Source organism: Paenibacillus sp. alder61 (genome assembly GCF_020179875.1).
Taxonomy (GTDB): Bacteria; Bacillota; Bacilli; order Paenibacillales; family Paenibacillaceae; genus Fontibacillus; species Fontibacillus faecis.
Genome location: NZ_JAIUDG010000008.1, coordinates 231,994 through 253,021 on the forward strand (window position 1 = coordinate 231,994; position 21,028 = coordinate 253,021).

Consider the following 21,028-nt stretch of genomic DNA (forward strand, 5'->3'; position numbering starts at 1 on the left):
TTTAACGGGAATATTTCCCCGCTTAATTGACCCTGACAGCCTCCTGTCAGGGTCTTTGTTTTTCCCGAAATATCCCCGCCAGAACAGGAATGCAACCTGAAGTTGACAAAGTGCAACGGCGGAATGATAGAATGCCCCGGCCTGTTATGCAATAATTTGGGTATCACAAACAAATAAAGAAAGGGAAGCTGCCCATGACATTCGGTGAAAAACTATTGAAATTAAGAAAAGAAAAGGGACTCTCCCAAGAAGCATTGGCGGAGAAATTAAACACGACGAGGCAGGCGGTCAGCAAATGGGAGAACGGCCAAGGTTACCCCGAAACGGAGAAACTGCTCATGATCGGAAACCTCTTTGAAGTTTCTATGGATTATCTGCTGAAGGAGACGGTTCAGCCCCATCCTAACGAGGAGGAGGCACGAGGGTATTATGTAAACAAGGAAACGGCGGAAGCCTATCTGATGCATGAACGCAGAACATCCAAATTTGTGGCGTTGGGATTTGGTCTGCTTATTTTCTCCACCGTCCCCTACTTGGTTTTTAAGCAGGAACCGGCTATCTATACCTTCCTCATCATTGTTATCGCCGTGCTCGGGATCGGCATGCTCGTGACGGCCATCTCGATCGACGGGGACAATACCTATAAAGTGCTGAAAAAGGAGCCTTTGCTGTTTGACCCCGGCTATCTTAAAGAGCTGGCCTCGAGATATGAACAAGCGAAGCGGAGGTGTAACCCCGTCATCGTCGTCGGAGTTTGTCTGATTTTAACGGGGGGATTGGCCTTCCTGCTGGAAAAGAAAGAAATAACCTCCGGAATTCTGGTCCCTTACTATCCGGGGTTTGCGGCTATGATCGCCGTGGGCATGTACATTTTCGTCCGAACTCTGGCCGTCTTGGAAGCCTATAAGCTCTTGGTAAAGAATGAGGAGCATGTAAATCGCCTGGGTGCCAAACTTTTGAAGAAGGCGCGGAAAAAAATAGAGGATCTTTAATGTCCCGGCCCTGGTCCGGAGCCGGTTCCCGAAGGAATCGGCTCCGCCACCGGGGACTTTGACGTTCCCTTGAGGGTGAGGGACCGCGGGGTGAGGGGCCGTGGGCCGCGGGTTATTCCTGCGGCTCTCCCGCCGCTTCCCAGCGGGCGATTTCCTCGCGCACCCGCGGCGCCACCTCGGTCCCGAGCAACTCGATGGACCGCATCACCTGCTCATGCGGCATCGTCCCGAGCGGGCAGTGGAGCATAAACCGGGTGATCCCCACGTTTTTGCGCAGGTAAATGATCTTCCGCGCGACCGTATCCGGATCGCCCACATAGAGCGCGCCTTCCAGGCTGCGCGCGGCATCGAAGGAAGCCCGGCCGTAATGGCCCCAGCCGCGCTCCCGCCCGATGACGTTCATGCTGGCCTGGGTCGAAGGGAAGAACAGATCGGCGGCCTGCTCCGCCTCCTCGCCGACGAACCCGTGCGAGTGCGAGGCGACCGGCAGCTTCGCCGGGTCGTGGCCGGCCTGGGCCGCCGCTTTCTTGTACAGCTGCACGAGCGGGGCAAACTGGGTCGGCCGGCCGCCGATGATGGCCAGCACCAGCGGCAGGCCAAGCAGTCCGGCGCGAATGACGGACTCGGTGTTGCCTCCGCTGCCGATCCATACCGGCAGCGGTTCCTGCACCGGGCGCGGATACACGCCGAGGTTGCGGATCGCGGGGCGATGTTTCCCTTCCCAGGTGACTTTCTCCGATGCGCGGATCTTCAGGAGCAAGTCCAGCTTCTCGTCGAATAGCTCGTCATAGTCCTGAAGATCATAGCCAAATAACGGGAAGGATTCGATAAAAGAGCCCCGCCCCGCCATAATCTCTGCCCGCCCGTTCGAGATGCCGTCCAGGGTCGAGAACTCCTGGAACACCCGCACCGGGTCGGCGGACGACAGCACGGTTACCGCGCTGGTGAGGCGGATCCGCTCGGTCTGCGCCGCGGCCGCCGCCAGAACGACGGCCGGGGAAGAGGCCGCATAGTCCTTGCGGTGATGCTCGCCGACACCGAAGACGTCGAGCCCCACCCGGTCCGCCAGGACGATTTCTTCCACGACCTCGCGCAGACGCTGCGCGTGGCTGATCAATTCGCCGGTATGCACATCCGGCGTGGTTTCAACAAAAGTGCTGAGCCCGATTTCCATAGGGATCCTCCCTTTACTTTCATAAATTCATTAACTTAATTTACTGTAGTTCCTATTGTGACGGTTTGCGGCGGATTTTGCAAGTCGTGAATCGCTCTTTAAGCCTCGGGTTTGCTGGCACTGCCGTCCTATCCTGAATGGCGATTTATGCAGCCGCTATTTCTTCATTTCGGGCCGCTATTTTAGCCGAAAAAAAACGATCCCGAGCCCACCCGCTCGAAACCGTTTTTTACGGGGCAATCCCCTTTACGTAAGTTTTAAAACCTGAAGCTCCCGGTCCTCGACGGTCGCCTGGTAAGCGGGAGTCCAGGTTCGCTTGAGGGAGGCGGCGTTCGTGCCGGCCAGCAGACGCTCCAGCTCCGCCGTGGCGACCATGCAGGATTGACCCGCCACACCCTGCACTTGCTCTTCGATGACGCCATCGTTGAGTTGCGTGACGGTAATCGACTTGCCTCCCGTCCCGAAAGCCAACACGAAGGAAACGCCCTCCGCGCTCTCGACTTCGCGGACTTCCGCATGCAGGCCGGCCTCCATGTAACGTCTACAAACCTGGTTTACCGCACCGCGGAGATAAGCGGTCTGCACTTCGGACAAAAGCTGTTCCCCCGCAAGATCCAGCTCCTCCCCGGACAGACTCCCCGACTCGAAGACCGCCTGCAGGCCCTCCTCTGTTTCCAAGATAATCAGATGAAGATCGCCTCTTGTCCCCGTCAGCAGCTTCCCGAGAGGTTCCCCGCCGATTCCCAACCTCTTCTGTAATTCCGTATTAAAGGAATACCAGACCCGATTCTCGGGTTCCAGGCCCGTCTCGCGCATCGCCCGGAACAGCAATCTCTTGTCGCTAAAAATAAGGGGAAATGTCGTACAATGGCTCATAACGAACGGTCCTCCTTAGAAATCAATATTTCTGCCCACCGTCACCTCGTTCACCTTGGCGTTCTCCTGCGAGAGGAGCTGTTCCGGTCCCAGGCTGGCTCTGACCGCATTATCGGCTGCCCATGTCCGCATATATCCGATCTCCTCCTTACGGATGCGGCTCAATGGAACGGACTGGACAATAGCCCGCTCTATATCAGAGGAAGTCACGTCTCCTTCCGGGTGCTTCTCGGAGTTCCTTACAAAAAAGGCCTCCAGCAAAGCTTGGTTCACGCAAGATTCGATCTCCGAGCCGGTCAGACGCACTCCATCGCCGAAGCTCGCTTCTCCCGACAATCTTACCAGGTTGGCAATATCGAAATGATCCGGATTGCGGCCGATGCGCTTGATGTGAATCCGGAAGATTTCGGCACGCTCCTGCTCGTTCGGCAGATCGACAAAGAAAATTTCGTCGAATCGCCCCTTGCGCAGCAGTTCAGGAGGAAGGCTGGAGATATTGTTCGCGGTCGCAAACACAAAGACCGGGCTCTTCTTCTCCTGCATCCATGTCAAAATCGTGCCGAATACGCGGGAAGTCGTCCCCCCGTCACTGAAATTGCTGCTGGCAAGGCCCGATAACGCCTTCTCGATTTCGTCGATCCATAGGATCGAGGGCGATACGGCTTCACACATTGACAGGGCCATCCGCATATTGGCTTCCGAGGAGCCGACGTACATCCCGAATACGCGGCCCAAATCCAGGCGGAGCAGCGGCATTTTCCAAGAAGCGGCCACGCATTTGGCGCTTAGGCTCTTGCCGCAACCGGGAATCCCGACAACCAGGACGCCTTTGGGCCAGCCGATTCCAAATTGCTCCGCTTCCGGAGTATAGGCCTGCTTGCGGATTTCCAGCCACTTCTTTAAATTGTCCAGACCGCCGATATCGGCCGCCTCGAGATTCTCCGTGTCGACATACTCCAAAATGCCGGACTTGCGGATGTTCTGCTTCTTCTCTTCCAAAATGAAGTCGATGTTTTCAACGGTGATGCTCTTGTGCTGCACCAGCGACTTAGCCAGGCAGTTCTCGATTTCGGTCTTCGACAGGCCGATCGAAGCCCGCCCCAGCGCATCCAGCGTCGGCTCCGAACAATCGATCTGTAGGTCTTCCCTGTCCTTATATTGTTGGGCAAACTGGAAAATGATCGTTTTAAGTTCGTTCAAGTCGGGATAAGGCAAGTCGATGATGGTAACTTCTTTTTGCAGCTCGATGGGTATTTCCTTTAAGGGCCCTACGATAATTGAATTCGAGGGCATCCTTTCGCGAATATCCTGGGCCAGCTCCTTAAACCGCCGAATATAGACGGGAGAGCTGTTCAAATGAGACTGGAGATCCAGCCATACAAACAGGGACGGCTCCTTGGCCAACTGCTCAGCCTTGGCGATGGCGGTCATAAGGTCCACGGTATCGGCATGCACCGTCGTCTCTCCATCCATAACCAATCCCCTCGTGCAAGACCAGGTCAATAATCGCTTGTTTAGCTTGCGCGCCAAATCGGTGAGCATATCCAACGCCCGTTCTTCCTCAAGTGTATTAACGAGAATAACTCCATAGCGGGCCCGGATCAGGACTTCAAGCTCCCGGATAAAATCATCTTTCGTCATAATCAAGCTCCTGTTTTAAGAATTCGCTGAAATGTCGGACCTGCGCGGAACTGGGATAACCGGAAAGCCGCAAACGGCTTCCGGACTGCAGCGACACTTCCAAACGCCGTTCCGGGGTCAGGGTGTGCGGTTCTATACGCTCCGTTACAAGAATAAGCTCCTTGGAACTCCAAATTTCGCGGGGATCGCTTCCTTCTCTATACGGCCCCGCAAGCACGGCATCCGCCAGCAGGATCGTGGCTCGGGCCTTCGCCGAGGCCAAGATCCGCCTGGAGGAAAAGCCGCTGAAGATTAAAACTGTACCTGCATTTACCCTGCGAAAAGATTTGATCAGCTCGGAAACCGCCTGTGGCTGTTCTAAAGGCTCCCCGCCGGACAGGGTCAGTCCGTCCACGGGCAGCCCTCCGAGCTCCTCGCCTAAAACCGCGGGATCTACGAGACTTGCCGAAGGGTGCTCCACCGGGTGGGTCGCGGGGTTGAAGCAGCCTGGGCAGCCCAAGCTGCACCCTTGCACCCAAACTACGGCGCGGGCTCCCGGACCGTTGACGAAGCTGCGGCGGTTGATGTCATGCACAAACAATTTACTGTTCACACCCCGTCCACATCCTTCTCTTTTTATCGCTCAGCTAAAAGTCAATGATTCGCTTGTTCGTTTTCTCCCCAGCCGGATTAGCATCCGCCCGATCCGTAGGTTCGGTCGAATTTGGGGAGCTTGAGGCTTGGTGTATATCCAGATGGCGAATTTGCGGCCGCGGCCCTTCCTCCGGAAATGAGGGTTGGGGTTGTTCCGGATAGACACGTTTCATGTTTGGCTTCGGGGCCGCCGATTCTGCCGTTCCCGCGTACACGCGATCGAGCCCATTCAGCAGGGCTTGAATAAACTGCTCCGGAGAGTCCTGTTGACTCTCCCCTTCCAGCAATAGATTGATCACCGTTTCGTCAGCCAATTTTAAGGAAATAATAACGCCTTGGCCGTATTTTCCTTCGTTAATAATATTGAGGCCGCTTATTTCCCGTAAACGGATTTCGTAGCTTGTCCCGGCCTCCGGCGAAGCCATGATGATGACGATCAAACGGTCCGGCGTCAGAGCCAACACCTTGGCGTTTTCGGGTACTTTGGACCACTCTTCGAAATCCTTATACAACGACGAGACCGTTTCTCCCTCTTGGATAATTCCAAGCTCTTCGAGCTCAAACAGACTGGCATCGTCAACTTCGGTATGCAGCTTGATGCGACGCTTTACCAGCACCTGAAGGGCGATGATACCGCCGACGGCCGTTACAGCCGTATAGCCGTTTAAATAATCCAGCATCCAAAAACCGATGAGCAGTAAAACTAATACCCACTGACCGGATGTGATGTAGGCTCTTTTGCTTTGCGCGGACATACGGTAATACCAAAAACCTTTTCCCGGCCTATATGGGGCAAGCGTACCCCGAATCAGCTTATTTGATTTAATGATGGCAAAAACGCTGGCAACCAAGAGAAGCAAACTTAAAAATCCCATGAACCATTCTTTTTCGGAGACGGCAAAAAACAATCCCAGCGCCCACAAAGGGATACCAAAAACAATGATTCTCCGTTTTGACTTCAGCTCTTTAAGTGCATCATTATTGTCCATGTTCAAAACCCCTTCAGTTATAGACAAATTACTACCTTATTTCACCCTTTTCGCCGCCCAACCCCCATTTTCCTGCCTGATCTGCTTTTGATGGCTTCATGGCTAACCCAGAAATGCAAAAAGCGATCCCGGGACATATCGCGCGGGACCGCCTTTTCATCTTTAAAACTTAAACCGGGAGAAACCCTTCTCCGTCACAACATACCCAACCCCGTTGCCCGAATACGTAAATCCGGCATTCTCCGGGAGCCGAATTGTATACTTCGCCTGCAGGGTAACCGGATCAAGCACATAGCGGCCGGAACCCGGGAAGTTCAGCTCCACGCTGCCATCCTGAAGCAAGTTCAACGCGATGAAGAAATCGGTTTTGTCCTGAATGGCGGCCGATTTGACCAAGCCTTTGGCGTTAAAAAGTGATAATTTCCCGTTCGCATACACGCCGTACCCACTTCCGAGCGAGGCCACCACCGCGTTCCCGGCGATATCCCGCCCCCACAGGAGCTTACCGGTTGGACCGAACCCAAACAGGCGGTTGCCCGTTTTCGGCAAATTCGCGCGGACCAGAACCGTGCCGTCGGCAAGCACCTCGTTATAATCAACCTCGGCATAAGATTGTGCCGGCAGTTGGTGCGCAAACACCCGTTTCAGCGAAGCATCCAGGGCCTCGATCCGCGAGCCCTTGCCGCCGCCGTAGTTCGTCTGGATCAGAACCCGGCTGCCTTTGACGGTAACGGTCCCTTTATAGGCAAGGCTTTTAAGCCGTGCCCCGTTTTTGCCGATCAACGTCAGCGAGCCCCCCGTGTAATTGCCGAGCGCGTCCATCTTGCCTCTGGAGACAAACACCAAATTTCCGGTGGCAAGCCTAAACAGATAGCCATCCTTGCTGGAAAAATTCAGGGTCCACTTTCTTTGTCCGTCCGGTCCCACGGCGTAAACTTGGGTTCCTGCCGGTGAAAGGTTATCGGTAAACGTCACATACACCGTTCCGTCCGGGGAAACGAGATACGGCTGCGCTTCGCGAACCAGCGAGGTTCCGGGATCGGCAAAGTTGGTCGACCACTTCAGTTTCCCGGTCTCGGTATCAAAGGCCTTCAGCGTATCTACAACCCAAATCTTCGTCTGCGTGGGATGCTCCTCTTTAGTATGTAAATATACCGTGTTCAACTTCGGAATCTCGAACGGTCCTTCTTCCAGGCTGCCCAAGTCCCCCACGACGTCCGGTTGGCTCCACTGCGGATCGGGGAGTTTGTTCACCACCCCGGCGGCATTGGCTTCTGCCCCGACCGGCTCGGCTATGACCGCCAATCCGATGCTTCCCATCAGCAGCGCGGCCGCGAGGCAGCCTTTAAGCAGTTTTTTCGTTGTCATGACAATCCTCATCCTCTCGTTGTAATCTGTAATCCTATGTACTTTATTACCATACTCGCTGACCTGCGTCTCAACAAGAGGACAAACTCCCATCCACAGCCCTTGTATTTTTTATGTTGACAAATTCTTCCTGAACCTGCTATGTTGGCGTAATACCCTTCTGCAGAGAGGGGTCATATTTAAAGGAGTGTTATGACTTATGTTCAAACCTTTTTTTGAGGGACTTCTTTCCCAAGCCCGGGAAAAAGCCAGTTCAGACCCCCGGTTTGTAGGCCTCCTTGCAGGCGGCTCTCTCATGACCGGAACGTTGGATGAATTCAGCGATTTGGACTTGATTGTGGTTTATGATGCCGCCTATCGGGAAGAAATCCTCGAGGAACGGTTGCATTACGCAAAAAGTTTGGGACCCTTGCTATCCGCCTTCACGGGGGAACATGTCGGTGAGCCCCGGCTTTTGATTTGCCTATACGACTTCAAAGGCCGGCTGCTCCATGTGGACCTGAAGTTCGTCTCCGTCCCCGAGCTGGCGGACCGGATGGAAGACCCGGTCATTCTTTGGGAAAGAAGCGGCGAGGTCAAAAAAGTGTTGCTCGACACAACCTGTCATTCAGAAAACGTAGACATACAGTGGATGGAGGACCGGTTCTGGGTGTGGATTCACTATTGCGCCACCAAGTTGGGGCGAGGCGAGCTTTTCGAGGTAATCGACAGCCTCGCTTTCATCCGAAGCTCCGTCCTTGGTCCGCTCATCCAGGTGAAGAACGGGAAACTCCCCCGAGGAGTGCGGAGATTGGAGCAGTTTAACAGCCAGACTGTGATCCGATTGAAAGACACCCTCCCTGCTCATACTCCAAAAAGCTGCTATCGGGCCATAAAGGAAGCCATTAAGATTTATCGCGAATTACGCCAGGATTATCCGGAATTGGAGCCTCGACTTGACGCGGAGGATAAGGTCGTCCCTTATCTGGACCGCGTCTATGAATCCTTCGCCTTGTAAAAAGCTATATCGTTACACGCAAAAATATCCCCGACTGCAGATGAACAGTCGGGGATATTTTTATGTTGGGGAATTGGATTCCGTCAGCGGACCTTGAATCCGCCGCCGGGAGGCATCCCAACGCCACTCAGGCACCTTCCCTTGCAGATGTACTCCTCCATACCAGCCATCCACCCCCCTACGGGCAGCCGCGTCCTCATCCCCATTCAGCACGCGATCGCCGAACCCGGTGAGCTCCACAGTACCTTCGCGGAGCGCCTCCGCTTTTTGCCCATAGCCGGGGAACGACGGTACTCCGCGAATGTGCAGCAGCGGGCAGGGTTCCAATGACATGCTTCTGAGGATATGCCAGTACTGCAAGTCGCCCATCCCGAACAGGGAGAGCCGATCTCCGACCTGCCGGAATAATTCCAAAGGTCGGTTCACGCCGTCTCGAACAAACTGCAGCGTTGTTTCCTCCACGATCCCGAGCCCGTTCTTGACGGAAGGGTACCTTTCCAAATGAAGCCCAAACGCTTCTTTCGCGAACGGCAAGGCGGAAGTGTTCCGGTCCACCAGTTCTTGTAAGCGCACAGGATCGGAAGAGGTGTAGGCCTCCCAAAATTTCGCCCCCAGCTCCAATTGCTCGGCCCCGACCGGCGTCCAGGTTCCCGACATGGCCCCTAATTGCTGGGGAGTCAGCTGCCCCAACCCCCGAAAGCCCTCGACCCCCGGGTATTCGCCGATACAGAGCAAGTTCAGCTTGGTACGCCCCAAGTCCAGCCCGGAAAACCGGGACAGCAGATAACACAGCATCGTTTGGTCGAAAAGATCATGTTCAAACCACAGGACGACCTCTTCATAATTCCGAACCTCCGCCAGCACTTTTTCCTGCGCTTCGCTGATCCTTATATACTCGGCGCCGGGAATGCCCAAAGTCTCTTCCAAATATTGCGCCCGCCGAGCCCGGCTCCCCGCTTCTTCCGGCTTTGCGAAGATCGGCCCGTGCGTATAGATCTCCCGCCACACCAGAATGTCGCCTTGAACGCCTCCCTGACGCAGCTTTTGTTCCACCACATCGCCATTTACGAGATGAAGCATCCTTCTTCCTCCTTCGTACAGCTGATGATATACGGAGACCAGGTCGGCCACGGGGAGGGAGCCCCTTAGCTTTTTCCGGGCGTCATGGAGCCTTTTTTTCAGCGCGGGCACCGAGGTTCCCGTGAAGGCCGAAATCTCCTGCAAGGTATAGCCCTGAAAATAAAACAGCTCAATCGCCAGACGCATCGGTGCCGTCAAGGTGGCAAGGGAGTCGCGAACCGATCGCTGAAGCTCCCTTTCTACAACCCTTTCCGCCACCCGGTCCGTTTGGCCGGTTTGGCGGATCCCTTCGTCCGCCTCCTCATAAGGCACCGCCCGCTCCCGTTTACGGCGAAGAATCCGGTAACACTGCCGAAGGACGATCGTCTTGAACCAGCCCGGAAACGCCTCGGCGGTCTTCAACCGGTCCAGGTGGAGGAATGCCTCGGTAAAGGCTTCCTGCACCGCATCCTCCGCCAATTGGCGGTCTTTCAATTTCCCGTAGGCAACCGCCTTCGCCATGGCCGTATAATGCCGGACCACCGTCGCAAAAGCCTCCTTGTTCCCCTGTCTGGCCTTCTCTATATCTTCTAGCCTCAAGGCTGTCCGCTCCTTTATCTCCGTACTCGATATAGAAGTGCCGCCCAGGCTCTCAAAGGTTACTTGGGCTCGTTTGTCCAGACGTCCTCCAGCGGCAGCCCCTTTTCCGCACGAGCGGTATCGATCACTTTCTGAATGAAGCCGGTTTTGGATTTTGTGTACGCCTCAAGTTCGGTGCCGAACCGCAGGGCCGAAGCTTTCTTCACCTCGCCGTATTCACGGACCAGCTCGGGGTGCCGGCGCAAATAATCCCGCAGAAGGATCTCGTTCCTTAAATAAAATTCCTCGTCGTAAGGAAGGACATGAATGTTGTGGGTCCAAGTTCCGTCCGTGTATTTATTGAACAAATATCTTCCGTTCATTCCGGTCGGAACGTACTCGTAAACCTTCGAACCCAGGAGCGATTGGTAGAACGGCCATTCTCTAAAAGGGCGAACCCCCACAAAAATATCGATAATGGGCTTCGCTTCCTGACCGGGAATCGAGGTGCTCCCCACATGCTGGATCGCCTCGGCCTCGGCACCAAGAAGCGATGAGAGCCTGTTCCTCTCCTCTTCAAACTGTTCCGCCCATTCCGGGTTGTAACGGACAACCTGGATTTGACTGTGCATCATCTCTTACCTCCCTTGATTCAGTTCAATTCAATTCGATTCGATAAACAGATGCGCATGCGCCAGCTTATTCGGGTTTCTGACGAGGTAGGAATTTTCGAATAGCTCCGCCTTTATCATCATTTTAACAGACCTGCCAGGTCCCACGTGTACTTTCGGATCTGAACCCGCAGGCTTTTTCCGTGTGATGCCGTAAATCAGAAATTCCTGCAAATCTGCAGGCTTTTTTCCTAATTTGAGGCCGTAAATCAAAAATTCCTGCGAATCTGCAGGCTTTTCCGGAGAATTCTCCCATCAGTCGCCAATATTCAAAAAATTCCTGCAGATTTGCATCCTTTCTGTTCCGCCCCCCGAGAAACGGCAAAAATTCCTGCATTTTTGCATTTATTTGCATCCATCTGCACGCGAACCCAGATCCCAACCTATGACGCCGAAAAAAAAGGCCGGTCCGCAGCCACGCCGCAGATCCAGCCTCTTTTCCATTATTGCTCCATCCCCGTTCCACCCGATGCGGATGTTGTCCCGCCGCCGCCCGGGATCGCCCCGCCTTCGGGCGGAACGCTTCCCTCCGTAGGCGTGCCGTTCTCCGGAGGTGTGCCGCCCTCGGGTCTGGCGCCCCCGTTCGGGGCCGTTCCGCCGTCCGGCCTCATGCCGCGGCCTCCGCCCCCGCCGCCGGGCCCCCGGCCCGCGGTATTGCCGGCCGTCACGCCCGACTCGTTCAGCCAGGTGGTCGTGCTGTCGGTGATGTCGAACGCCACAACCTTCGTGCCGCCCGTTGCGGTTCCGCCGGTGAGGAGGCCGTCCGTTTCCGTGCCGGCCTTCGTGCCGCCGGTATACAGCGTGTAGGCGCCCTTTTTCATCTCCGGCGTGCTGATGACGACAGTTTGGTAATTCTTCGTCGGCGTAAAGCTCAGAATCGTCTTTCCGTCGCCATCCTCCAGACGAACCGGGGTCCCGGCCTGCTGCGCCTGCGGAAAATTCATGGCGATCGAGTACTGGCTGGACGTGTCGGACGGCGCCTGGGCCATGCCCGAACTTCCCGCGGCAACCAGCATCCCGCCGCTGATTTCAAAGCTGCCGTCGTAATCCAGCGCCCCGTTGCCGCCGGAAGTCGGCCCGTGCACCACCACCGTACCGCCGCTCATTGCGATCGAACCGTTTGAGTCCAAGCCGTCGCCATCGGCATCAACGGCCAGGTAGCCTCCGCGAATGGTCAGCAGGTTATTCCCCGACCCTGTCTTGCTGAACGAGTCCTGTTCCGGGCGTCCATCCGCCGACGAGTCGTCGCTGCCGCCCGCCACGTTAACGCCGTCGTCGGAGGCCTTTACCCGGACTTCGCCTCCGGCCACCGTAATATTCGCCCCTTCGACGCCTTCATAGCTCTTCTCGATCTCCACCTTGCCGCCGGAGATGAACACCAGAGCGTCCGCGTGAATACCGTCGTCGCCGGTCGCGATCCGCAGCTCGCCGCCGCCCACGCCCACATTACCGTTGCCGTGCACGGCATCGTCGGCGGAGTCGATCGTGAAGCTGCCGCCGTTCACGCTGATGTCCGTGCCGGCCTTCAGCCCCTTCGCGCTGGCCGACTCCGTCTCCTCCGCCGTCCCGGCGGCGTCGCCCCCCGCGGTGCCGGTCCCAGCTGTCGCCGCGGTGTCCGCTCCGCCGCCGCCTCCTGCCGCCGCTCCGCCTTCCGTACTCGCCGCCGTTTTGCCCCAAGGCCCGCCTGGCCCTTGCTCCGGCGTCTTCACTTCCCCGTTCGCGTTCCCTCCGCCCGTAACGAGGTCGAACGTGCCGCCGTCCACAACCAGGGCCGTCTCGGCCTGGATGCCGTCGCTGCCGGCTTCCACCTTGAACGCGCCGCCGGCGATGGCGACGAAGCCTTTGGACGCGTCCTCGTCATTCGTCGACTTGATCCCGTCGCCGCCCGCCTTCACGGTGATGCTGCCGTCCTGAACAGCGACCGCATCGCGGCCCATGATGCCGTCGTCGGCGGCCTTCACGTCCAGGATGCCTCCGGCGATCTTCAGGTCATCCTTCCCGGTGATGCCGTTATTGTAGTTCCCCGTCACCGTCAGCTTGCCGGTTCCGTTGATCGTCAAGTCGGCCTTGCTGAACAACGCGGCGTTCGGCTCATCCGTGGAGGCGTCGGGATAGACGTATTTCTCTCCATCGGTAATGACATTCTCCGAACCGTCCGCCAAAGTAATGATAGCCTTGCCCGCTTGTTTTACATAGATCGGAGCGCTGTCGCTGTCATGGATGTCCACCCCGTTCAGCACCAGGCGGACTTTCCCTTTATCCTGCACATCGACGACAACCTGCCCGTCGCTCAGCTGCCCGCTGAGCACATAGGTACCCGCGGCCGTGATCGTCACGGCCCCGTCCCGGAACACCGCACCCGAACCGCCGCTGATCTCCGCGCTCGTTCCGTTCAGCCGGATCGCCGTCGAGCCATCCGCGCTCCATTCCGCCGCCGTGTCTTCCGCCTCAAAGCTCACCAGGTCGGCCGCATGAGCGTTGGTGAATTCCGTTTCAGCGGCCGTACCTTCGGCCGCCGCCGTCCCGCCTGACCCCGCGGCGCCGGTCTGACCCGCGGCGGCCGACCCGCACCCCGACAACAGCGCCAAACTCAACAGCAAGATCCCCAGCTTATTGCTTAACTCAAACTTCCTCATCATCCTTCATCCTTTCGTTTATCATTCTTGCCTCCGCTTCAGTAATCGGCCGCCGTCGGGCTCATCGTCAGTGAAATGTCCAAATTCCCGTTGCGGCAGCGAATCTCGTCCAGAAATTGCTTCTGATTCGTCAAGTGATCGATCGAGATGGCGTACACCAGTTCATACAAACTGCCCAGCTCGGTCGTCCTGATTTTTTTCAGCTCGTACGCCACGGCGTATTTGTTGAATACCTCCTCGAACGCTTCCTCGTATCCCAGGTTCTCGGGAATCGTCACCTTCAGCACCTTTTGCAGCGTTTTTCTGGCTCCGAAGTTGAACCGATTCAGAATAAACATCAACAGGCACAAAATCAGGGTGAACAGCACGGCGTAACCGAACGATCCCACGCCGCAGGCCAGGCCCGCCGCCATAGTAAACAGCACGTACGAGATGTCCTTGGGATCGCCGGGGGCGCTTCTGAACCGGATGATGGAAAAAGCTCCGGCCAGACTGAAGGCCCTGGCGACATTGCTGCCGATCAGGAGAATAATAATGGCCACGATCGAGGGCAGCAGCACCATGGTCAGCGTAAAATTTTGCGAGTACCCTTTCGGATTGGTCTTCATGTAGGTCACGCTGATGATACCGCCCAGAACGATGGCGAACAGAATCGTCAGTACCGCATTTGTGAAGCTAAGCTCCGTATTGATGAGTGATGTGTTAAAAATGGAATCAAGCATAAACTTGTCGCTCCTTTTCCGATAATCCGCTTTTCAGCATTTTTTTGTACTCGTTGCCGTATTTGGAGAAGCTGGTCCGGTACATCCCGTGTTCCGAGAGCAGTTTGGCCAACCAAAGCGGAACGGTCTTCTCCGCCTTCACTTCCATCAGCCATAATCCCTCGGCCACTAAGGGCTCTCCATAGGAACCCTGCTCCAGCTTGAGGTCATAACGCCGGCTCCGCATGTTCGTGTCGAAGGTGATCCGCAGATCCCGGCTTTTTTTGCAGAATAGCGCCTTCCGCTCATAGGCCAGGTACACTTTCGGTTCCAGTTCATACCGCTGCAGGAAATATGTAATTTCACGCAGAACCTGTTTGTTCATATAATCCCTGTATTCCGGCTCGATTCCGGTGCGGACGAACTCGTAGGCTTCATTCAGCCGGAGCGCCGTCCTCCGTTTGTTGACCAGCCCGAACACCTTTTTCTTGATTTCCAGATAGACCTTGGCGTCCTGCTCGGGAACCCCGTAGGCTCGGAGCCGCAGCTTTTCCTTATATTTCGGCTTCGCCAGGCTCGTGCGGATCAACGAATCCTGCTTCGTATCGAAATACAGGTTGCTGATCGAGTAAAACCCGTGCTGCCGGTTGTACTCGTCCGGTTCCATATAATCAAGCAGCGCGGAGTATATCGTATGGTAGGCTTCCGTATCGAGCAAATATTTGTTCTCATACCGGTTGAAGACTTCAATCGCCAATGCACCCAGTCCTTTCTTTATTGTTCTCAGCGGACAGTCATCCGCCGTTCCGATGTCTGTATCTTAGCCCCCGAACCTTTAATGAATCTTAAACGGGTTTACACAGCGTTAATAAAAGTCAGATTAAGGTTGATTAAAGGTAATCCTGTTATAATGGCTTCATTAAAAAGAACGCTGCGTGCAGGGGATGACAAACCATGAGAATACTGATCGCGGAAGACGAAGTGCATTTGGCGGAAGCCTTGACCCAAATTTTGAAGAAACATAATTATTCGGTCGATGCCGTTCACGACGGCCGTTCGGGGCTGGACTATGCGCTCAGCGGGATCTATGACCTGCTGCTGCTCGACATCATGATGCCCGAGATGGACGGAATCAGCGTCCTGAGAGCCTTGCGGGAGGAGGGCGATTCCACGCCCGTCATTTTGCTTACGGCCAAAGGGGAAATCTCCGACAAGGTGATGGGGCTTGATTGCGGGGCGGACGATTATATCGCCAAACCGTTTTCGACCGAGGAGCTGATGGCGAGAATCCGGGCGGCGCTGAGACGAAAAGGGGAGGTGCTTCCGGAGGATGCCATGAAATTCGGGGATATCGAGCTAAGCACGGCCACTCTGAAGCTGACCTGCCAGGGGAAGGAAATCAAGCTGAATTTGAAAGAATTCGAACTGCTGGAACTCCTGATGGCGCGCAAACAGGCGGTGACGTCCAAGGAACAGATCATCGAAAAGCTGTGGGGCTTCGATTCCGAGGTGGAGCACAACAATGTCGAGGTCTACATCTCGTTTTTGCGAAAAAAACTGACCTTCCTGAATTCTGCGGTGCGTATCAGCACCATTCGAGGCGTAGGCTATGTGCTTGAGGTGACGGCCTGATGTTCAAGAAGCTGCGGAATCGGTTTCTGCTCCTGAATTTGATCACCATTTCGGTCATGATGCTCGTCGCCTTCGCTTCGATTTATATGATTACGTACCGGGATGTCCGCAATGACATCCAGATGGAGCTGCATCGGGTTATGGACTTTTCCCAAAAAGACAACGGAAAAGAAGGCCGCTTCCGCCGGGACGATGCCTCGGGCATGATGCCCCCCGGAAACCGGGGCCCGCTCGATCCGGGGCCCGCGGATGGGCTGCTGCCGGATAACGGCAACGCGCAGGCGGAGCGCTCGGTCTCTTTTACGCTGCAGACCGATGCCTCCGGAACACTGATCTCCTGGGAGTCCAAATTCGATTTTGATCAGACATTCTATGAATCCGCCCTTCGGAAAGCCTTATCCATGCACAAGGGGACCGGACAGTTCAAGCTGGACGAGAGCACCTGGATTTTTACGGCAAGGCCGGTGATGGGTGGTGGACAGAAGCTGGTCTTCCTGGACATTACTTCGCGTCAGGGCATTCTGACCAATTTGATATACACGTTCGCGGTTGTCGGTTCGGTCATGCTGGTCGCCCTGTTCTTTGTCAGCCGCTATTTCGCCAATCGGTCGATTCAGCCCGTTCGGGAGGCCTTCGACAAGCAAAAGCAGTTTATTGCCGATGCCTCGCACGAACTGAAAACCCCGCTGTCCATCATCAACACAAATGCCGACGTGCTGCTTGCGGCCGGGGAGGATACGATTTCCAGCCAGGCGAAATGGCTGCATTATATCAAATCGGAAACGGAGCGGATGACCCGGCTGACCAATGATTTGCTGTATTTGACCGAGATGGAAGACTCCCGGGATCATCCGCTGTTCGCCAAATTCGATTTGAGCGAAGCGGTGGAGACGATTATTTTGACGATGGAGGCCGTCATTTTCGAAAAGGAGTTGATCCTGGATTATGACATTGAACCGGCCATCACCGTGTATGGCAACCGGGAGCAGATCAAGCAGGTGGTCATGATCCTTTTGGACAACGCCATCAAATATACGAACGCCAAGGGAAAGATCACCCTGACCTTGAAAAAGCAACCTCATGAGGCGGTTCTTGCGGTGCATAATACCGGAACCGGCATTGCCCCCGAGCATCTGGGCCGGATTTTCGACCGCTTCTACCGGACCGACCCTTCCCGGGCCCGCAAGCAGGGCGGCTACGGGCTGGGCCTGGCCATCGCCAAGTCGATCGTGGAACAGCACAAGGGGAAGATCTACGCCAAAAGCATCCCGGGCGAATCGGCCTCGTTCTTCGTTCACCTTCCTGAAAAGTAAATAGCACCCCTGTTTCAAACTATTGGGCTATGACCGGGATGATATCCGCGTCACAGCCCTTTTTCGCTTCCATCCGCCATGCGAATACAATTTCAGGCCATGGGTGCTTACTCCCCCGTAGTTCAAGTTCTTTTGACCCGGGTCGACCGCGCTACTCCCAAAAGGGGACTGTAAGCGGTTCACCAAAAAAAACTTGTGTTTTTTCGGAAAATCGCTTGAAATTTGAACTTCTTCTGCCGATAACAGCTAAGTGGAGTCTTACCGAATACCCAGATATTTTGCATAATAATCCACAGTACATAGGATTCCTGTCCCGTTTTGAACAGAGGACATAGCGCAGAATTCGGAGAGTAACCGAGTAGGGCCCCGGAACTACCATAGGGGAGGAAACTTTTGCATGAGCCTGAAACTTAAGCAAAAAATGATCATTCTGATTTGTCTGCTGCTGCTGTTGAGCTTGGGCGCCGTGTCTTTGATCAGTTATAACAGCGCGTCCTCGCTGCTGCAGAACAGTATCAAGCAGGAAGCCCAGTTAACCGCGTCCAATCTGGCATCGGAAATCAACCATTTCATCGATTCCGAGATCGCTAAAGTCGACTCCATCGGGAAACTGATCACGGGGAACAAAGAGGAAGATCTTAAGCTGATTCAGAAGGCCCAGGAACAAAACAAGGAATTTGAAACCTTCTTTTTTTCCTATGATTTGACCGGCAAGAACGTTATCAATTTCCTTGGCGAGACTACCGATGTCTCCGATCGCGTCCACTATCAGGAAGCGGGCAAAGGGGAAGGAAAGATCGTCGTTTCCGAACCCGTCGTCTCCAAACGCACGAAGAACAACATCGTTACGATGATTCTTCCGCTGATGAAAGACGGCAAGCAGTACGGATATATGGGTTCGACCCTGCCGATCAACGCTGTGCAGGAATCCGTATCGTCGCAGAAATACGGTAAGAGCGGCTATGCTTTTCTCGTTAGTAAAGCCGGTAAGTTCCTATGGCACCCCGAAAAGGAATTGGTGCTGACCAAAACGGTGCAGGAGATAAATAATTCAGATATCGTCAAGGCTTACGAAAACGCCTTGCAGGGAGCCTCCGGGGTTTTTAAATATAGCAAAGACAACGCTGACTATTCCGGTGCCTATGCGGCAACGACGTATAAATGGGGCGTCTTCGTCACCGCTCCGACCAATGAGCTGTTTGCGCCCATTACGGAATTGACCCGTAAATTGCTGATCACCTCCATCATCGTTCTGGCGGTGGCGATTGTGTTCGCCTACCTGTTCACGGTCCAACTGATCCGGCCGATTCAGAAGCTGAATGCGGTGGTCAAAGATGTCGCTCAAGGCGACCTGACGAAGAATATCCTGGTCCACGGCAAAGACGAGATCGCCGTGCTGTCCGCGGATTTCAACCAGACGGTCTCCCATCTCAAACATCTGATCGAAGGGGTTACCGAAACTTCCAATCAGGTTATGAGCGTGACGGAGTCGGTATCCCACGGGATCGACAGAACCAAACAGAGCGTCAACGTCATCGGCAGCTCGATTCGCCAAATCTCCGACGGCGCCACGACGCATGCGGCAAGCGCCGAAGAGATCTCCCAATCCATGCGTGAGATGGCCGGAGGCGTCGTGAAAATCGCCGAGTCTTCCTCGCAGGTTTCGGAAGTGGCTCAGCAAGCGGCCAGCCATGCCGAAGACGGCTCCGCGGTCGTCGAGCAAGCGGTCGATCAAATTCGTAACATCGGTGCCGGGACCGACAAAGTGGGCGAGGCTATCGAGCGCCTTCACGGGCGTTCCCAGCAAATTGTGGAAATCCTCAACATCATTACCGATATTACGAAGCACATCAATCTTCTGTCCCTGAACGCTTCCATTGAGGCGGCCAGAGCGGGCGAGCATGGACGCGGCTTCGCGGTCGTGGCCGAAGAGGTCAAGAAACTGGCGGAGCAATCCAGCAAATCTACGGAAGAAATCGCCGAAATCATTAACGAAATTCGCGATGAAGCGCAAAATGCCGTTCAAGTCATGAACGATAACCGGAACGACGTCAAAACCGGAATCGCGTATATCGAAAATGTTCGCGAGAAGTTCACCAACATCCTGGACGCTTCCCGCAACGTCGCCGAGCATATTTTGGAAGTCACCGCGGCTTCGCAGCAAATGTCGGCCGGGTCGGAAGAGATCAGCGCTTCGGTAGAAGAAATGAAGTCGATCGCCCAAATGACGTCCAAAGACGCTCAGAGTGCGGCGCATGCCGCGGAAGACCAGATTCGCTCCATGGGAGACATCGCTTCGTCCGTTCAACAGCTGCAGAATGTTGCCGAAGAGCTGCGGAACGAATTGTCCAAATTCAAAATCTAATCGTCATCGTCCCTTTCCGAATACCCGGAGGCAAGTACAGCACGAACGACTTGAAAGGGGGGATGCCATACAAGGAACGGTCTAGCTGCTGCAAAGACGCAAGGAGAGGGACTAGTCACCAAGTCACCGGAGGCCCGCTGCAGGCAGGCTTCACCTAAACAACAACCAGACAAGAATCGGAGGAGAATTTTCATGTTGAAAAATTGGAAAAAAGTATTGATCGCCGGCGTAATGACGCTTTCCCTGGTAGGCACCGGCTATGTCGGCCATGACCTGATCGCCGCACAACACGTATCGGCCGCATCCGCTGCGTCCAATGCGCCCGGGCAAGAAAAGAAAGCCGCTGCGTCCCAATTGGATGCCATCATCGAGAGAGGCTATATCCGTGTGGGTATGACCGGGGATTACAAGCCCTTTACATATTTGAACCCAAAAACGAATGAATTTGAAGGTTATGACGTAGACGCCGCTAAAGAACTCGCTAAGGATTTGGGCGTAGAAGTTCGTTTCGTCAAAACGACCTGGTCCGACATGATGAAAGACCTGCAAGCGGACAAATTTGATATCGCCGTAGGCGGCGTAACCCGCAACACAGCGAGACAAAAAACCGCGTATGTTTCCCAAGGATATGTCACTTTCGGTAAAGCGCCTTTGATCCGCGCCGAAGATAAAGACAAGTACAAAACGCTGGAAGACATCAACAAACCATCGGTCCGCATCGGCGTGAACCCGGGCGGAACCAACGAAGTATTCGTACGTCAACATCTGACAAAAGCGAACGTAACCGTAGTTGAGAACAACCTGGACATCCCGCACCTGGTAGCCGACGGCACTTATGACGTAATGATTACCGATACGGTTGAAGCGATGACTTACGCCAAAGCGGATTCCAGATTGTATGCCGCATTGACGGACAAGCCGTTCACCAAGAGCGAAAAAGGCTTCATGATTCCGCGCGGTGACTTCGTATATGCCAGCTACTTGGAAATGTGGATGGATGAAATGAAGCTGCAAGGCAAATTCGACGCCCTCTTCAAAAAGTGGATGGAGTAACGGATATTAAAAAAAAGAAGCCTCCCTTTGAACTCAATCAAAGGGGAGGCTTTTTCATTTTAAGTTGCTTTACCAGTTGCTCTTTGATTTCGGTCGGCAACTCAAGCCAAGGCAAATCCGATATGGTCGTTTTTAACAAACTATATAGTTTGAACTATTGATTTGCATACTAGGTGCCCCGTCAGATCAGATAACCTTGACTAACAAGAATACCTGCATATTAAGTCGATTTCATAATTCAAAAGCCTTGACACGACTGAGTTTTCTACAGCAAAAAAAGGAACACCTCCCCAAGTTCTCGAAGTTATAGTTGACCAAAACCATAACCCAAGAAAAAAAGGAGGGTTCC

At 54.7% G+C, this 21,028-nt stretch carries 17 protein-coding genes; 6 read left to right on the top strand and 11 right to left on the bottom strand.

Translation table 11 applies throughout. The annotated features are described in order from the left end of the window. Nucleotides 1-194: 194 nt before the first annotated feature. The gene (locus LBW89_RS10765; RefSeq protein ID WP_225039156.1) at nucleotides 195-992 is read left to right on the top strand and encodes a helix-turn-helix domain-containing protein; all 798 of its coding nucleotides are present in this window, start codon (nucleotides 195-197) and stop codon (nucleotides 990-992) included. Between the two features lie 112 nt (nucleotides 993-1,104). Here LBW89_RS10765 and LBW89_RS10770 read toward each other — a convergent pair whose 3' ends face one another. The 6 genes from LBW89_RS10770 to LBW89_RS10795 form a co-directional block, all read right to left on the bottom strand. Next, on the bottom strand, nucleotides 1,105-2,166 hold the full coding sequence (locus tag LBW89_RS10770; RefSeq protein ID WP_225039157.1) for an LLM class flavin-dependent oxidoreductase: 1,062 nt from the start codon (nucleotides 2,164-2,166) through the stop codon (nucleotides 1,105-1,107). A gap of 246 nt (nucleotides 2,167-2,412) precedes the next feature. After that, complete coding sequence (locus tag LBW89_RS10775) at nucleotides 2,413-3,042, bottom strand: DUF2997 domain-containing protein (RefSeq protein WP_225039158.1); 630 nt, start codon at nucleotides 3,040-3,042, stop codon at nucleotides 2,413-2,415. A 15-nt stretch (nucleotides 3,043-3,057) separates the two neighbouring features. Then, nucleotides 3,058-4,683, bottom strand: a complete 1,626-nt coding sequence (locus LBW89_RS10780; RefSeq protein WP_225039159.1) for an AAA family ATPase — start codon at nucleotides 4,681-4,683, stop codon at nucleotides 3,058-3,060. Next, nucleotides 4,670-5,275 (bottom strand): 4Fe-4S single cluster domain-containing protein, encoded by a 606-nt coding sequence (locus LBW89_RS10785; RefSeq protein WP_225039160.1) that lies wholly within the window; start codon nucleotides 5,273-5,275, stop codon nucleotides 4,670-4,672. The genes LBW89_RS10780 and LBW89_RS10785 overlap by 14 nt, the downstream gene beginning before the upstream one ends. A 34-nt stretch (nucleotides 5,276-5,309) precedes the next feature. After that, on the bottom strand, nucleotides 5,310-6,305 hold the full coding sequence (locus tag LBW89_RS10790) for a hypothetical protein (RefSeq protein WP_225039161.1): 996 nt from the start codon (nucleotides 6,303-6,305) through the stop codon (nucleotides 5,310-5,312). Between the two features lie 162 nt (nucleotides 6,306-6,467). Further along, the gene (locus tag LBW89_RS10795; RefSeq protein WP_225039162.1) at nucleotides 6,468-7,673 is read right to left on the bottom strand and encodes a hypothetical protein; all 1,206 of its coding nucleotides are present in this window, start codon (nucleotides 7,671-7,673) and stop codon (nucleotides 6,468-6,470) included. A gap of 199 nt (nucleotides 7,674-7,872) precedes the next feature. Here LBW89_RS10795 and LBW89_RS10800 point away from each other — a divergent pair, with 199 nt between their 5' ends. Next, nucleotides 7,873-8,670, top strand: coding sequence for a nucleotidyltransferase domain-containing protein (locus tag LBW89_RS10800; RefSeq protein ID WP_225039163.1), 798 nt, complete (start codon nucleotides 7,873-7,875; stop codon nucleotides 8,668-8,670). 60 nt (nucleotides 8,671-8,730) lie between these two features. Here LBW89_RS10800 and LBW89_RS10805 read toward each other — a convergent pair whose 3' ends face one another. The 5 genes from LBW89_RS10805 to LBW89_RS10825 form a co-directional block, all read right to left on the bottom strand. Next, nucleotides 8,731-10,329: a sigma-70 family RNA polymerase sigma factor gene (locus LBW89_RS10805; protein WP_225039164.1), complete on the bottom strand. Its 1,599-nt coding sequence runs from the start codon at nucleotides 10,327-10,329 to the stop codon at nucleotides 8,731-8,733. A gap of 59 nt (nucleotides 10,330-10,388) precedes the next feature. Then, nucleotides 10,389-10,943, bottom strand: coding sequence for a GrpB family protein (locus LBW89_RS10810; RefSeq protein WP_211373308.1), 555 nt, complete (start codon nucleotides 10,941-10,943; stop codon nucleotides 10,389-10,391). Nucleotides 10,944-11,422: 479 nt separating this feature from the next. Beyond that, nucleotides 11,423-13,618, bottom strand: a complete 2,196-nt coding sequence (locus tag LBW89_RS10815) for a carbohydrate-binding domain-containing protein (RefSeq protein WP_225039165.1) — start codon at nucleotides 13,616-13,618, stop codon at nucleotides 11,423-11,425. Between the two features lie 35 nt (nucleotides 13,619-13,653). Continuing rightward, a complete protein-coding gene (locus LBW89_RS10820; RefSeq protein ID WP_213509283.1) occupies nucleotides 13,654-14,337 on the bottom strand; it encodes a DUF4956 domain-containing protein in 684 nt (227 codons plus the stop codon). Continuing rightward, complete coding sequence (locus tag LBW89_RS10825) at nucleotides 14,330-15,073, bottom strand: polyphosphate polymerase domain-containing protein (RefSeq protein WP_225039166.1); 744 nt, start codon at nucleotides 15,071-15,073, stop codon at nucleotides 14,330-14,332. Before LBW89_RS10825 ends, LBW89_RS10820 begins: the two co-directional genes overlap by 8 nt. A 197-nt stretch (nucleotides 15,074-15,270) precedes the next feature. On the opposite strand from LBW89_RS10825, the gene LBW89_RS10830 reads away from it, so the two are divergent. The 4 genes from LBW89_RS10830 to LBW89_RS10845 all read left to right on the top strand — a co-directional run bounded on the left by LBW89_RS10830 (nucleotide 15,271) and on the right by LBW89_RS10845 (nucleotide 20,679). Then, the gene (locus LBW89_RS10830; protein WP_225039167.1) at nucleotides 15,271-15,948 is read left to right on the top strand and encodes a response regulator transcription factor; all 678 of its coding nucleotides are present in this window, start codon (nucleotides 15,271-15,273) and stop codon (nucleotides 15,946-15,948) included. Next, nucleotides 15,948-17,261: a sensor histidine kinase gene (locus LBW89_RS10835; RefSeq protein ID WP_225039168.1), complete on the top strand. Its 1,314-nt coding sequence runs from the start codon at nucleotides 15,948-15,950 to the stop codon at nucleotides 17,259-17,261. The genes LBW89_RS10830 and LBW89_RS10835 overlap by 1 nt, the downstream gene beginning before the upstream one ends. 397 nt (nucleotides 17,262-17,658) lie before the next feature. Beyond that, nucleotides 17,659-19,626: a methyl-accepting chemotaxis protein gene (locus LBW89_RS10840; protein WP_148453614.1), complete on the top strand. Its 1,968-nt coding sequence runs from the start codon at nucleotides 17,659-17,661 to the stop codon at nucleotides 19,624-19,626. A 192-nt stretch (nucleotides 19,627-19,818) separates the two neighbouring features. Then, nucleotides 19,819-20,679 carry a transporter substrate-binding domain-containing protein gene (locus LBW89_RS10845; RefSeq protein WP_148453616.1) on the top strand — a complete coding sequence of 287 codons (861 nt, stop codon included), beginning with the start codon at nucleotides 19,819-19,821 and terminating at the stop codon, nucleotides 20,677-20,679. The last annotated feature ends 349 nt before the right edge of the window (nucleotides 20,680-21,028 follow it).

Coding starts and splice junctions, on each gene's coding strand:
- LBW89_RS10790 (WP_225039161.1), bottom strand. CDS start 6,305: ATGGACAATAATGATGCACTTAAAGAGCTGAAGTCAAAACGGAGAATC.
- LBW89_RS10845 (WP_148453616.1), top strand. CDS start 19,819: ATGTTGAAAAATTGGAAAAAAGTATTGATCGCCGGCGTAATGACGCTT.
- LBW89_RS10820 (WP_213509283.1), bottom strand. CDS start 14,337: ATGCTTGATTCCATTTTTAACACATCACTCATCAATACGGAGCTTAGC.
- LBW89_RS10770 (WP_225039157.1), bottom strand. CDS start 2,166: ATGGAAATCGGGCTCAGCACTTTTGTTGAAACCACGCCGGATGTGCAT.
- LBW89_RS10780 (WP_225039159.1), bottom strand. CDS start 4,683: ATGACGAAAGATGATTTTATCCGGGAGCTTGAAGTCCTGATCCGGGCC.
- LBW89_RS10765 (WP_225039156.1), top strand. CDS start 195: ATGACATTCGGTGAAAAACTATTGAAATTAAGAAAAGAAAAGGGACTC.
- LBW89_RS10840 (WP_148453614.1), top strand. CDS start 17,659: ATGAGCCTGAAACTTAAGCAAAAAATGATCATTCTGATTTGTCTGCTG.
- LBW89_RS10800 (WP_225039163.1), top strand. CDS start 7,873: ATGTTCAAACCTTTTTTTGAGGGACTTCTTTCCCAAGCCCGGGAAAAA.
- LBW89_RS10810 (WP_211373308.1), bottom strand. CDS start 10,943: ATGATGCACAGTCAAATCCAGGTTGTCCGTTACAACCCGGAATGGGCG.
- LBW89_RS10830 (WP_225039167.1), top strand. CDS start 15,271: ATGAGAATACTGATCGCGGAAGACGAAGTGCATTTGGCGGAAGCCTTG.
- LBW89_RS10795 (WP_225039162.1), bottom strand. CDS start 7,673: ATGACAACGAAAAAACTGCTTAAAGGCTGCCTCGCGGCCGCGCTGCTG.
- LBW89_RS10815 (WP_225039165.1), bottom strand. CDS start 13,618: ATGATGAGGAAGTTTGAGTTAAGCAATAAGCTGGGGATCTTGCTGTTG.
- LBW89_RS10775 (WP_225039158.1), bottom strand. CDS start 3,042: ATGAGCCATTGTACGACATTTCCCCTTATTTTTAGCGACAAGAGATTG.
- LBW89_RS10835 (WP_225039168.1), top strand. CDS start 15,948: ATGTTCAAGAAGCTGCGGAATCGGTTTCTGCTCCTGAATTTGATCACC.